Source organism: Bacillus sp. MYb78, from assembly GCF_002975115.1.
GTDB lineage: Bacteria > Bacillota > Bacilli > Bacillales > Bacillaceae_G > Bacillus_A > Bacillus_A cereus.
The window spans coordinates 166,602-179,938 of the sequence record NZ_PCOB01000011.1 but is presented as its reverse complement, the minus strand read 5'-3'; the positions used below and the strand labels follow the sequence as shown (position 1 = coordinate 179,938).

The following is a 13,337-nucleotide window of genomic DNA, read 5'->3' as shown; positions in this document are numbered from 1 at the left end:
GTGTGAGGTGGGGGAAAAGGTGGAGATTACATCAAAGCCTTACCTATCATCATAAATGATTTTGAAGTATCGTAAGCTAAATCCTTGGGTGCCAGTCGAGCCTTGGAAAGCTGGAGATTTAGGCTTACCTGTTTGTGATGGACCTGGAGGAAGTAAATTAGCTGTTTGTATTTGTCATGATGGCATGTTCCCTGAAGTAGCTCGTGAAGCAGCCTATAAAGGTGCAAATGTCTTGATTCGTATTTCTGGGTATAGCACACAAGTTAGTGAACAATGGATGCTAACCAATCGTTCAAATGCATGGCAGAATTTAATGTATACATTGTCGGTAAACTTAGCGGGTTATGATGGTGTATTTTATTACTTTGGTGAAGGACAAGTATGTAATTTTGATGGGACTACTTTAGTACAGGGGCATCGAAATCCTTGGGAGATTGTTACTGCTGAAGTATATCCAGAACTAGCAGATCAGGCTAGATTAGGATGGGGATTAGAAAATAATATATATAATCTAGGTTCAAGAGGATATGTAGCAACTCCTGGTGGGGTGAAAGAAAACCCATATACGTTTGTAAAAGATTTAGCTGAAGGTAAATATAAGGTTCCTTGGGAAGATGAGATTAAAGTAAAAGATGGATCTATTTATGGATATCCAGTAAAAAAAACGATTCATTCTTAGGGAAGGGAAATAAAACAAGCGCATCATATTGAAGTGACCCCTAAAAGTTAGACATGGTTATTTCATTAGGCAGCTTGATAAAAGTGAGTCCGGTATTGCACCGGGCTCATTTTTAATTTTGCCTTTATCCGTTTCGTATTATAATACTCTATATATTTTTCTAATTCTATTTTAAAATGTTCTACACTTTCAAACTCTTTTATGTAGAGGAATTCCGATTTCATGATCCCAAAGAAATTCTCCATTACTGCGTTGTCGTAACAGTTGCCTTTTCGAGACATACTCTGCACAATATCTCTTGATTCAAGTGTACGGACATATTGTTTCATTTGATAATGCCATCCTTGATCTGAATGCATCACTAGTTGGTGATGTTCAGGCAAACGTTCTAATGCTTTTTCTAACATCTCTGAAACAAGTGAATACATCGGTCTAGAGCCTATTGTATAGGTAATAATTTCACCATTATACAAGTCTAATACAGGTGATAAATAAAGTTTCTCTCCAAATAATTTAAACTCTGTGATGTCTGTTACCCATTTTTGATTCGGTGCATCTGCATGAAAATTCCGAGCTAAAATATTTGGTGCAATTTTACCGGATTTCCCCTTATAAGACTTATATTTTTTTATACGTACAACACACTTTAATCCAAGCTCTTTCATAATGCGCTGAACCTTCTTATGATTCACTTTCTGCCCACGATTCGTTAACTCATCACGAATGCGACGGTAACCATAACGACCTTCATTTTCCTCATAAATCGCTTTAATCTCAGCTTTCAAATCGGCATCTAGATCTGGACGATTCATTTTCTTTACTAAATCATAATATGTGCTTCGAGGAATAGTAGCTAGCTCCACGAGTGCCTTCACCGAATATTTATGCCTTAATTCGTAGACTACTTGCGCTTTGTCTTGTTTTGTGATTTTTCCTTGTTTTGAACTAAGGCATTTAACTTTTTTAAGTACTCATTTTCCATCTCAAGCTGTTTAATGCGTGCTTCAAGTGCTTCGACTGAAATTTCAACTGGTGCTTGTTTTGATTGTTTATTTGACTCTTTTTTCATGGATGGACGCCCCTTTTTCTTTGATTGAAGGGCATCAATTCCTTGTGCTTCGAGTTGTTTTTTTCAAACAATAATCGTTGAATGGGCAGGGATGTTAAAGATAGCTGCCGTTTCAAACAAGGACGTACCGTTTTCAATCATAAAATTTAGTACGTCTAGTTTAAATTGTTGGGTGTAATTTGTATACCGTTTTAGAAAAGCTTCCGCACCATTCTGCTTATATTGGTTTACCCAATTCAAAATTACGGTGTCTCTTATACCAATGACTTTACCTATTCCTCGATAACTTTCATTTCCGTTCAAATAACGTAGAACGATTTGTATTTTTTCATCAGCTGTAAATTTAGCCATAGAAAAACTGCACCTCCAATTGTTAGACTGTGTCTAACAATTGGGGTGCAGTTCATATTGATGCGCTTGTTTTTGTTAATCAATAATTTGAAGTTCCTTTAACTCTTTTTCGACATTTTGTAGGAGTTGTTCACTTTTTTGAAGTACATTCGTTGGGAAAGTCTCATCATCGCCATATTCAACGCCGTGAGGATAATAATGTTTTCCTAATAAGGGAGGGAGTAGTTTTACTTCAGCGTGTCTACTGCCGATGTCACCTTCAACAGCAACTCCTTGCACTCGCAAATAATAAACATCATTTAATATTTCAAATTTATAATCGTATGTAACCCGTTCATAATCCCACTGTCCAGCAAGTACGAAGTGGTTGTTTTCCATGATTTCAGTTAAAAGAGTTAATTCAACGACGGCTCCATTAAATTTCGTATTTGTAAATTGCATATAATACCTCCTTTTTTAATGTTACACCATTATTTTTATAATAGTATGAATAATAAGAAAGTGCAATTCATATTGAGAGAAAAGGGATAATCCAGACTTTTTTCACAAAAATATGATATAGTGAAAAGAGTACGGTACACACAAAAAGAAAGAAAAGGATTTGTGTATATCTCAATTTTATGTTTTGTTCAGGAGGTATATCGTTTGAAGAAATTATTGCGTATCGTAATGATTACAATTTTAATTTTAGCTGTTGATTTATACGGGAAATTACTCGTTTCACAATATATATTAACCCCATCTCAATCAAAGCAAGAAAATAAAATTGTGAAAAAGAAAAAGCAAATTAAGGAAGACTCCTCAGACACTGTTTTAAATATGATTGGTGAAGACTCTGAAAATTTATTAGCGAAGTGGGGAGAACCCTCTCGAATAGAGCCATCTGCATACGGATATGAATGGTGGGTATACAATCAGGATTTAACTCAGTATGTTCAATTCGGAGTTTCTGAACGTAAAGTTATAACGGCGTACGCTGCTGGTGAACAAGTTAAGGTTCCACCTTATTATATAAATGAAAAATATGAAGAAGTATATAAAAAAAGTCCGCTTTCGCATGAAATTTCATTAAAAAGAGGGAAAAATAGTTATCAATTTGAACTATCTGATACCGAAGTCATGGAACAACCGTTAATACCTGTAGAAGATGGATGGGCGCAATTGTATTTTGATCAATTTACACATGAGCTTGTGGGTGTTCGTTATATGGATGATGAAACTTTATTACGCCAAAGACCGTATCAGCTCGTTTATTCAGGTGAATTAATAGCAGAACAACCATTGACTCCAGAAAAGATAAAACAAGTAGAAAATGGGAATATGCAACAAATTTTTGATTTAACAAATATCATTCGAAGTCGTCATAAATTACCATTATTAACATGGGATCAGGAAACGGCAGATGTTGCTGTTGGTCACAGTAAAGATATGAAAGACAATAATTATTTTTCTCATGACTCACCTACATTAGGTACGCTAGGAGATCGTTTGCAGCGCGGGAAAGTAGGATTTCAACTTGCTGGTGAGAACATAGCGGCGCAACATAGTGATGGAATTGCGGCAGTGCAAGGTTGGTTAAATAGTGAGGGGCATAGAAAGAATTTATTAAATGAACAATTTACGGGATTAGGTGTTGGTGTATACGATAAATTTTATACACAAAACTTTATTCGAAAATAAAGCGAAACTGTAAGCAATGGGGTGTTACATCACCTAATTAGTTACTTCGTATTCACTGAATTGTAGGTGGGAATCTGACCGTATGCAAATAGCAGAAAAAAAGGTGCATGAATCGTCTAAAAATAGGCGAACCATGCGCCTTTTTTTTCTTACTATATAGTAGATATACATGGAGAGGTGAGGATTATGCCAACAACAAAAGGGCCGTTACATCCATCGGTTCAACAGTTTAAAGAATTTGTAAACCATCACCCTAAAATGGTTCATGAGGTTAGAAGTGGTCACAAAACTTGGCAACAATTTTATGAAGAATGGTACTTACTTGGTGAAGAAGATCCAATATGGGCAACTTATAGACCGGATGGAGCGCCTGCGTTTTCTTCGGTAAAAGAAAATAAAAAAGAAAAAGATAATCGAACTGAAGAGGAAAAAACTGCTGATGTGATGGGGCAAATGCTTTCTTTTTTTAAAAAGTTGGACGTGGAACAAATGCAGAACCATTTAGCTAATGTGACGAGTGCTATTGGGAGCGTGCAACAAGTTATTCAGCAATTTCAAGGTAACCGTACGCAGCAAGAACAAAGTACTTCAGAAAATAACCCGTTTTTCTTTCAAAAGGATTAGGGGGAAAGATGATGAGAGCAGAAATTATGGAGTTTATAAAGGCTGATGAGGATTTATCTCGCTATATTAGAGAGCAACCGTACTGGTATAGAAAATTAACACGAAATCCTGAAGAAAAAGAGGCTTTTGAGTTAGCGGCGATGCAACATTTCAAAAAAACAATACCAGATAAAGTGGAAAAATTTCAAAATCAATTGGCTGTTGCTTCGATCATGATTGATATGTTTCAGTATATGAAGCAACAAAATGCAACCTAATTACAAGTGAAAAATATGTCCGTCATGCAGAACTTTTGTTACAATAGAGATTGATTATTTAAAAAGGAGTTGCAGCATGACGGAAATTTGTTTAGTACGACATGGACAAACTGATTGGAATTTTCAAGAAATTATTCAGGGGCGAGAAGATATTCCGCTTAATGAAGTTGGTAAGAAGCAAGCGAGTCAAAGTGCAGCTGCTTTACAAGAAGAAACGTGGGATATCATTATAAGTAGCCCGTTAATTAGAGCGCAAGAAACGGCTAATGAAATCGCAAAGGCGGCTGGATTACAATCGATTTTATTAGATGATCGATTTGTTGAACGGAATTTTGGAGAAGCTTCAGGGAAGCCAGTTGCGACTGTTAGAGAGTTGATTGCTGAGGGTAAAGTAGAAGGTATGGAGCAAGATGAAGAGATTGTAGCTCGTTGCTTTGCTGCTTTAGAAGATGTTGCAACAACTCATTTTGGCAAACGTATTATTATTGTTGCTCACTCACACGCGATAAAAGCAATTTTACATGCCATTGAACCAGATGAAATTACATTTAAGACACCATTAAAAAATGCGTGTATTAGTTATGTGAAACAAAATAGTGGGAAATGGGATGTTCTTAAATATAATATAGCGGAACATATTAATGTATAAGTGTGTACGGATATAGTGTGAAAATAGTTTCATTATATCTTTCTTTTGAGTAAGTCACTTCAATTAGTAGTTCTAATCTAAATGTGGTATGATGGATACTCGGAGGTGTCTCTCATGATTGTAGCGACGCTAGAAAGCGTATTAATATTAGATAAGGCAGAGCAGCTTGCAAAAGCGATTATCTGTTCAGATATAGCAGAAGATTATCGTAAGTATTATAGAGAATTACATGAAGATATGGAACTTCAGACGTTAATTCAGCAATTTACAGCGATGAAAGAACGGTATGAGGAAGTACAGCGTTTTGGAAAATACCATCCTGACTACACTACCGTATCGATGAAAATGAGAGAATTAAAGCGTTCTGTGGACTTACATGATAAGGTTGCAGCTTTTAAAAGAGCAGAAACTGCTTTGCAGAAGTTATTAGATGAAGTTAGTGTAGCAATCGGTTCGGAAGTGTCTTCTTCCATTAAAGTGCCAACAGGGAATCCATTCTTTGATGCTGGTGGCTGTGGTGGAGGTTGTGGTACTGGCGGAGGTTGTGGTTGTAAAAAAACGGGGTGATGTACCCCGTTTTTTAGAAGTTGGAAGGAAACGTATACAGAGTTTGTCCTGTAATGTTATAAATTTCTGATTGGTTTTCATAGAATATAAAATATATGTTTTTAAAAGGAGAAGATGGAGAAGATTATGTTCGGGCAACGACAAAGTATGATTGTTTATTTACATTCATTGAAACATGCCAAGATTTTAAGGAAATATGGTAACATACATTACATATCAAAACGATTAAAATATGCTGTAGTATATTGTGACATGGAACAAATTGAGCATATGATGCATAAATTGAACAAACTTCCTTTTGTGAAAAAGATAGAACAGTCGTATCGCCCGTATTTAAAAACGGAATTTGAAAATTCCCGTCCTGATCGAGCAAAAGAATACGATTATAGCTAATAGAAAAAATCCCCTGCTAAATTTAGCGGGGGATTTTTTAATTGAAATAAAGTGTTATTTCATCGGAGGAATGAAATTGTTCATTCGTAAAATACCAATTAAATGATTAAAAAATAGTTCTTTTTCTGGGAAAGTTGTAGATGGCTTTACAGTAAAAGTAGCCACTTTTTTTCCGAGTTGCTCTGCCGTTTCTTCAAATAAAATGACACGTTTACTTTTTTTATTTTCAAATACAGGAATGCCTTCACGACATATGTATAATGGTTGGAAATCACCAGTAGTAGTTGGTTTTAATATTACAACAAGCGAACACACTTTTTTATCGTTTTTTATCGTTTCAAATTGTAACATATGTGCTATACGTTCTTGATTTGTTTTGGCAATTTCAAGTAATTCATATAAATCAGAGTAGCCTTCTCCGAGTTCTATAAAGCGTTGAATCATATTTTTTCCTCCTCTTTCTTTTACTGTACCATTTCACTTTTTAAATGAAAAGCACACAAAGAAAAAAAACCCTGCATAGCAGGGCCCTTCTTATACTAGCATGTACTAGTAAGAAGGCAAAGGGAGAGGAGAAACCGGAGGAAGAACTTATGGGGAAACGTAAGTCTTCTCCGCGGTTGGCAACAACATCGAAGGTGATGTTGTTATAATTATTTATGTCCAATCTAAATGAAGATATACATAATGAAATTAAATTTTATGTCAGGCTTTTTATTTTTCTTTTTTTTATTTTGTGATAGGATAAAAAAGATAAAGTGGAACTAATATACATATTGGATTCATATTAGTGAATGATGAGATGAATACATAAAAATAATGAGTGGTTATTTGATGCTGAGTTTTCTAATATTTTGGTGAATGTAATTTGGTAACGGTTACCGAAGTGGGAATGGCTTTCTATAATCGCTCGATAGATTGAAATAAAGGTAGTGACAACAGATGAGAGTAGTTTCAGGAAAATGTAAAGGACACCCACTTAAAGCGGTTCCTGGTAATACAACACGTCCAACGACAGATAAAGTAAAAGAATCTATTTTTAATATGATAGGTCCTTATTTTGATGGTGGTATCGCCCTTGATTTATTTGGTGGTAGTGGTGGCCTTGGAATTGAGGCTTTGAGCAGAGGGATCGATAAAGCGATTTTTGTTGATAGGGATAGTAAAGCGATAAAAGTAATTCATCAAAATTTAGAAAGTTGTAGAATACAGGAACAAGCTGAAGTATATCGAAATGATGCGGAACGTGCAGTAAAGGCGCTTATAAAACGTGAAATGTCATTCGATCTTATATTAATAGACCCACCATATAAAGAGCAAAAAATTGTATCTTTAATTAGTGTAATGGATCAACATGGATTGCTACATAGTGATGGATTAATTATGGCAGAGCATGGTAATGATGTGGTTTTACCTGATTCAATAGGAAAGCTTGTAAAAGTACGAGCTGAGAATTATGGGATTACTGCAATATCGATTTATAAGTATGAAGGTGAGGGGACAGAATGACAAGTATAGCTATTTCTTCAGGAAGTTTTGATCCAATTACCCTTGGGCATCTGGATATTATTAAAAGGGGAGCAAAAGTATTTGATGAGGTGTACGTAGTCGTTTTAAACAATTCATCTAAAAAACCATTCTTTTCAGTTGAAGAGCGATTAGAACTAATTCGAGAAGCGACAAAGGATATCCCGAATGTAAAAGTAGATTCGCATAGTGGGCTGTTAGTAGAGTATGCAAAAATGCGTAATGCAAATGCAATATTACGTGGTTTACGAGCAGTTTCTGATTTTGAATATGAGATGCAAATTACTTCTATGAATCGAAAATTAGATGAAAATATTGAAACATTTTTTATTATGACAAACAACCAATATTCATTTTTAAGCTCGAGTATTGTGAAAGAAGTTGCGAGGTATGGAGGAAGTGTAGTAGATCTTGTGCCTCCTATTGTAGAGCGTGCTTTAAAAGAAAAGTTTCAAACCCCGTTAAAGTGAACGGGGTTTTTCTTTATACGTGCGAAAAAATAATAAAATAACATATAAATATAGACAAAATAATGTGAAAATTGGTCCGTAATGTATAAAAGATGTCCAAATTTCATGTAGTATAGAAGGATGCTTGGATAAAAATACAGGAATATCTTTTTGCATAGGTGAGAAAGAACTTACTTTCTCATAAAATGGTGTCCAAAATATAAATGTAAAAATAGGGGCAAGAATACTTTGAATAATTCGTGCGAAAAAATAGGGTTTAAATCGGATGTCTGTTTCAGCTAATATGCTAGCAACTTGTGCCTGAATAGAAAGACCGCTAAATGCTAAAATGAAGCTTGTTACCATAGCTTGTTGTAAGAGGGGTGTTTCATTTATTTGACTAATCATTTGGCTTCCGAGTGTCATTTCGAAAACACCTGATAATATAGGTATACTAAAATCTGTACTTAGTTGGAAGAATGATAAAATATGTTGCATAATAAAAGAAAGAGCTGCTGTAATGTGGAATACAGTAATCATTTTATTTAACACAGAGAATAAAATAATAAATCCGCCAATCATAAGTAATGTTTGAATAGAAGAAACGATAGCATCCCCAAGTAATTTACCGATTGGTCTTTTTTCTTGTAAGCGTGTCTCGTGAAGAATTAAAAAAGGGTTTTGAAAGCGGCGTTTTTTTGTAGTGTGTGTATTATTTTTGTAAGCGGTATTATGGCCGTAAAAACGCATAATTAATCCGACAGCAAAGTTACTTAAATAATGGGCAGCCGCTAATATAATCCCTAATTTCGGATTATTAAAAAAACCGATAGACACAGCACCGAAAATAAAAAGTGGATTAGAAGAATTTGTGAAAGAAACGAGGCGCTCCGCTTCAATCTGAGTTAAAAGGTTGCTTTTTCGTAGTCTAGCGCTTAGTTTGGCGCCTGCAGGGAAACCTGAAGCCATTCCCATTGCCCAAACGAATCCACCTATCCCTGGAACGCGAAAAAGTGGGCGCATGAGTGGTTCTAATATAACGCCAATAAATTTTACAACACCGATACTAATTAGAAGTTCCGCAATGATGAAAAACGGTAGTAGTGAAGGGAATACAACTTCCCACCATATATTTAACCCGCGAATAGAAGCTTGTAAAGCGGCTTGGGGGTGGAATACAAGAGAAAAGGTTAAAAAAAGCGTTGATATGGTAAGGAAAGCGGTTTTCCATTTTTCATACATGTAAGTAAATCCCCCTTTGTCCCAAAAAACGTTCATTTCAGTATACGTGGATACGTAGTGAATTTAGACCATAAGTATGAAAAAGGAATGAAAAAAATTAAAGGGTGAGAAAAATGAAAGAACCAAAGATTGGTTTAGCACTTGGGTCTGGAGGAGCGAAAGGGTTTGCTCATATTGGTGTAATAAAGGTTTTAAGGGAAGCTGGTATCCCTATTCATATGATTGCAGGAAGTAGTATGGGGGCGCTAATAGGTACGTTTTATGCGGCAAGTAGTAACGTTGAAAGATTGTATAAATTGGCATCTGTTTTCAAGCGGAAGTATTATTTAGATTTCACGGTACCGAAAATGGGATTTATTGCTGGAAAACGTGTCAAAGATATGATTAAAATGTTTACATATAATAAAAATTTAGAAGAGTTAGATATCCCGACGGCTGTTGTGGCTACTGACATATTGAAGGGGGAAAAAGTGGTTTTTACAAGTGGACCAGTTGCAGATGCGGTGAGGGCTAGCATATCTGTTCCTGGAGTGTTTGTACCAGAAAAAATAGATGGACGATTATTAGTGGATGGTGGGGTTATTGATCGTATCCCAGTATCGGTTGTGAAAGAATTAGGGGCCGATATTGTTATCGCTGTGGATGTGTCTCCAATTAAGGTGAATGGCGATGTTACGTCCATTTATGACGTAATCATGCAAAGTATAGAAATTATGCAGCATGAGCTTGTAATGAATCGGCAAATTGCATCGGATTTAATGATGCGACCAGCTGTAGAGCAATTTAGTTCACGTGCTTTTACAAACATTGAAGACATTATTCGAGTTGGAGAAGTAGAAGCGGAAAAACATGTTTCAAATATTTATTTATTAATTGAGCAGTGGAAGGAGAAACATAATGTTTAAGCGTTTTCGGTTTATATATGCAATCTTAATAGGGGTTATATTGGCGATGTTACTTGTTTACGTGCGTTTACCGTATTATGTAACAAAACCAGGAATGGCTGCCAAATTAGAGCCTTACGTTCAAGTTGAGGGTGGAACGAAAGAATCTGGTGATTTTATGCTTGTTACGGTTTCAATGGGACCCGCAAATGTGGTGAATTTAATAGCGGCACAGTTTAATAAATATACACATATTTCAAAAGCGGAAGAAATATTGCAAAAAGGTGAGAGTAATGAAGAATATCAATTTCGCCAAAATTATGCGATGAAAGATTCACAAAATGCAGCAATTTATAATGCATATAAACGTGCAAATCGCTCCGTTTCTTTTGAAAATAAAGGTGTATTAGTTGCTGGTGTGGCAAAAGGAATGCCGTCAGAAGGAAAGCTTAAGCTTGGTGATGTTATTATAGCTGTTGATGGAAAAACATTTGAAAAGACGGAGCAATTTATTGAATATATGACTGGGAAAAAAGAAAGCGATGCTGTAAGTATTGAGTACATGAGAAATGGAAAACAATTGAAAGAAAATTTAAATGTAAAGACGATTCCTAATGGGAATGGACGTGTCGGTATAGGTGTTTCTATCGTTACGGAAAGAGAATTAGTGGTCGATCCGAAAGTGAAAATTAATTCTCATGAAATTGGTGGACCATCCGCAGGTTTAATGTTCACATTAGAAATATATAATCAACTTGTGGAAGAAGACTTAACAAAAGGACATGAAATAGCTGGAACAGGTACAATTAATGAAAAAGGAGAAGTTGGCCCGATTGGTGGTATAAATCAAAAAGTGGTGGCTGCTAGCGATGCTGGGGCTGAGGTGTTCTTTGCGCCAAATGAAAAAGGAGCGGAGAAATCGAACTATAAAGATGCACTTGAGACTGCAAAGGACATTAAAACAAAAATGAAAATTGTACCAGTGGATACGCTGGATGATGCGTTAACATATTTAGAAAAGATGGATAAGGAAAAAGCCTCTCTGAAATAGAGAGGTTTTTTATAGGAATTTTGTAGTTGTTTCATCATAGCGAATAGGATGGTGTGTTATATCCTGTTTTAATAGTTGCGTGCGTAACGGTTCGTGCATGATGGAGAAATATACAGAGTTTGCTTTTTTCTCTATATCTAAAGCAGCATGGTCAAATGTTTTTGTATGAGTAAGGATTGGAAGTTCGATTTTTTTCTTGTTTTTTGAAAGATAAGTTTGTCCTTTTTGTGACATGCCTAGCAGGCGGATATATGGTGCATGTTGTTCTATATTTGCGCTACGTATTTCCTCTTTTGTTATGTTTGTTAAAATGTGTGTACAAGCTCTTTGTAGTCTAGTCCATGTATAGCGTTTTGTTTTTAATGCTTCCATGAATGAATAGAAGGAGGAACTGTTTTGTATTTTTGATAAAATACGATGCTCTAAACCTTCTTCTATTTCATATATATGTCGTAAGTCTCCTGAAGACATCGTCATGAGTTTATATTTAAAAAATGAAAAGTATTGTTCCCAATTATGTAATATCCCGTAGTTTTGTTTGTAATTTGCTAAAAGCGAAGTGGTTGCCTGTGGGAGAAAAGGTTCAATTGTTGTAAATGATCCTTCTTCGCTAAAGAGTTGTTTCCGAATGCTTGTCGCGCTTGCAATATGTTGGTCATTAAATGTTTCATCATGATAATGAGAGGCGAATCTTTTTATAGTTTGAGCTTGTATAGAGCTATTTTGTGACAGAATTGCTTTAATATATTGGAAGCCTAAAATATTATTTGGTTGTGACATATCTATGTTTTTTTCGGATGTTAAAATGTGTGAGAAAGCATCCGATGTTGCTTTTGCATAACTATTTCCAGCGTCCATGAATTGTTTTACAAGGCAGTTAAAAGTCTCTTCTTCGTTTTTTTGTACGGAGATGGTATTATAAAAATTTTCGATTTGTCCATCCTCACTACCGAAACAAATTTCAGAAACACGTAGGGCATTTAAAATGGAAATAGCACCATTTGCGAAGGTTTCAGCCTTTTGTGTTGCAAAGACGTATGGAAGCTCTACAACAAGGTCTACGCCGTTTGCTAAGGCCATTTTAGTGCGATACCATTTGGAAATGAGTGCGGGCTCACCACGCTGTAAAAAAGGACCACTCATAACGGCAATTATTATATCGGATTGTGTTAACTTTTTTGTCTCTTGCACATGATAAAGATGACCGTTATGAAAAGGGTTATATTCAACAACAATACCACCAGCTTTTATGGTAATCTCTCCTTTCGATGTAGCATCTTTTTGAAAAACGTGATACTCTATATATTATTTACTATGATGACTTCATTATAGTGTAAAGAAAAAACATTGACAAATATAAAATGGCTAGCTATAATTTTGTTTGTTGCCTTGAGGTGATATGATATGAAATGGTCCATCCATCAATTGAATAAATTGAGAAATAAAGGATTGACATTGGATGAGATGGTAGATGTAAGTGAGCTAAAAGAGGTCGAGAAAGATATTCGTGAAATTAATCCTGTTCATGTAACGGGAAGAGTTGATTTTGGCTCCGGTAAGTTTACGTTTCATCTACACATAACTGGAAGCATGGTTTTACCATGTTCTCGTTCTTTAGTAGATGTGACATTACCATTTGACATTAAAACAACTGAGGTGTTCCAAACTTCACAAGAAGAATTTGAAACTGAAGCTGAAATTCATTGTTTAGAAGGAGAAGTACTTGACTTACTGCCCGTAATCAAGGAAAATATACTTTTGGAGATTCCAATGCAAATTTTCAGTGATGATGTTTCTGGTGGAGCACCGACGCAAGGTCAAGACTGGCAAGTGATTTCGGAAGAAGACAAAGAAAAGACTGTTGATCCAAGATTGGCAGGACTTGCAAAGTTTTTTGACAAATAATCGGAAGACT

Annotated in this window: 15 protein-coding genes and 2 pseudogenes; 12 read left to right on the top strand and 5 right to left on the bottom strand. The window is 35.5% G+C overall.

From position 1 onward, the window contains the following. Positions 1-55: 55 nt before the first annotated feature. Positions 56-679: pseudogene (locus CQ064_RS20710) on the top strand (formamidase); the annotation flags it as partial. 65 nt (positions 680-744) lie between these two features. Here the strand turns inward: CQ064_RS20710 and CQ064_RS20705 are convergent. Both CQ064_RS20705 and CQ064_RS20695 read right to left on the bottom strand, forming a co-directional pair. Further along, a pseudogene (locus CQ064_RS20705) lies at positions 745-2,099 on the bottom strand (IS3 family transposase). A gap of 75 nt (positions 2,100-2,174) precedes the next feature. Then, positions 2,175-2,540, bottom strand: a complete 366-nt coding sequence (locus tag CQ064_RS20695) for a YugN family protein (RefSeq protein ID WP_001160949.1) — start codon at positions 2,538-2,540, stop codon at positions 2,175-2,177. Positions 2,541-2,744: 204 nt separating this feature from the next. Between CQ064_RS20695 and CQ064_RS20690 the strand changes: the two genes are divergently transcribed. The 6 genes from CQ064_RS20690 to CQ064_RS20665 all read left to right on the top strand — a co-directional run bounded on the left by CQ064_RS20690 (position 2,745) and on the right by CQ064_RS20665 (position 6,269). After that, on the top strand, positions 2,745-3,779 hold the full coding sequence (locus tag CQ064_RS20690) for a CAP domain-containing protein (protein WP_000735387.1): 1,035 nt from the start codon (positions 2,745-2,747) through the stop codon (positions 3,777-3,779). Between the two features lie 186 nt (positions 3,780-3,965). Continuing rightward, the gene (locus CQ064_RS20685; RefSeq protein WP_001143346.1) at positions 3,966-4,403 is read left to right on the top strand and encodes a YlbD family protein; all 438 of its coding nucleotides are present in this window, start codon (positions 3,966-3,968) and stop codon (positions 4,401-4,403) included. A gap of 11 nt (positions 4,404-4,414) precedes the next feature. Beyond that, positions 4,415-4,660 (top strand): YlbE-like family protein, encoded by a 246-nt coding sequence (locus CQ064_RS20680; RefSeq protein WP_001200990.1) that lies wholly within the window; start codon positions 4,415-4,417, stop codon positions 4,658-4,660. A 76-nt stretch (positions 4,661-4,736) separates the two neighbouring features. Next, entirely contained in the window at positions 4,737-5,309 is a 573-nt protein-coding gene (locus tag CQ064_RS20675) for a histidine phosphatase family protein (RefSeq protein ID WP_000134944.1), read from the top strand. Between the two features lie 114 nt (positions 5,310-5,423). Next, positions 5,424-5,876, top strand: coding sequence for a YlbF/YmcA family competence regulator (locus tag CQ064_RS20670; RefSeq protein ID WP_000634366.1), 453 nt, complete (start codon positions 5,424-5,426; stop codon positions 5,874-5,876). A gap of 126 nt (positions 5,877-6,002) precedes the next feature. Next, positions 6,003-6,269, top strand: a complete 267-nt coding sequence (locus CQ064_RS20665; protein WP_002082261.1) for a YlbG family protein — start codon at positions 6,003-6,005, stop codon at positions 6,267-6,269. Between the two features lie 54 nt (positions 6,270-6,323). Here CQ064_RS20665 and CQ064_RS20660 read toward each other — a convergent pair whose 3' ends face one another. Then, entirely contained in the window at positions 6,324-6,713 is a 390-nt protein-coding gene (locus CQ064_RS20660; protein WP_000616017.1) for a DUF7147 family protein, read from the bottom strand. Positions 6,714-7,211: 498 nt separating this feature from the next. Here CQ064_RS20660 and rsmD point away from each other — a divergent pair, with 498 nt between their 5' ends. Both rsmD and coaD read left to right on the top strand, forming a co-directional pair. Next, the gene (rsmD, locus tag CQ064_RS20655; RefSeq protein WP_001266976.1) at positions 7,212-7,778 is read left to right on the top strand and encodes a 16S rRNA (guanine(966)-N(2))-methyltransferase RsmD; all 567 of its coding nucleotides are present in this window, start codon (positions 7,212-7,214) and stop codon (positions 7,776-7,778) included. After that, entirely contained in the window at positions 7,775-8,266 is a 492-nt protein-coding gene (gene coaD / locus CQ064_RS20650; protein ID WP_000200601.1) for a pantetheine-phosphate adenylyltransferase, read from the top strand. Before rsmD ends, coaD begins: the two co-directional genes overlap by 4 nt. On the opposite strand, the gene ylbJ is transcribed toward coaD, so the two are convergent. Then, a complete protein-coding gene (gene ylbJ, locus CQ064_RS20645; RefSeq protein ID WP_000273075.1) occupies positions 8,258-9,487 on the bottom strand; it encodes a sporulation integral membrane protein YlbJ in 1,230 nt (409 codons plus the stop codon). The two genes, coaD and ylbJ, sit on opposite strands and share 9 nt — an antisense overlap. Positions 9,488-9,600: 113 nt before the next feature. On the opposite strand from ylbJ, the gene CQ064_RS20640 reads away from it, so the two are divergent. Both CQ064_RS20640 and CQ064_RS20635 read left to right on the top strand, forming a co-directional pair. After that, on the top strand, positions 9,601-10,392 hold the full coding sequence (locus tag CQ064_RS20640; RefSeq protein WP_000662590.1) for a patatin-like phospholipase family protein: 792 nt from the start codon (positions 9,601-9,603) through the stop codon (positions 10,390-10,392). Beyond that, the gene (locus tag CQ064_RS20635) at positions 10,385-11,422 is read left to right on the top strand and encodes a SepM family pheromone-processing serine protease (protein ID WP_000476314.1); all 1,038 of its coding nucleotides are present in this window, start codon (positions 10,385-10,387) and stop codon (positions 11,420-11,422) included. The genes CQ064_RS20640 and CQ064_RS20635 overlap by 8 nt, the downstream gene beginning before the upstream one ends. A gap of 9 nt (positions 11,423-11,431) precedes the next feature. On the opposite strand, the gene CQ064_RS20630 is transcribed toward CQ064_RS20635, so the two are convergent. Then, positions 11,432-12,613: a nucleotidyltransferase gene (locus CQ064_RS20630; protein ID WP_003271282.1), complete on the bottom strand. Its 1,182-nt coding sequence runs from the start codon at positions 12,611-12,613 to the stop codon at positions 11,432-11,434. A gap of 213 nt (positions 12,614-12,826) precedes the next feature. Between CQ064_RS20630 and CQ064_RS20625 the strand changes: the two genes are divergently transcribed. After that, a complete protein-coding gene (locus CQ064_RS20625; RefSeq protein ID WP_000872146.1) occupies positions 12,827-13,327 on the top strand; it encodes a YceD family protein in 501 nt (166 codons plus the stop codon). Positions 13,328-13,337: the final 10 nt, after the last annotated feature.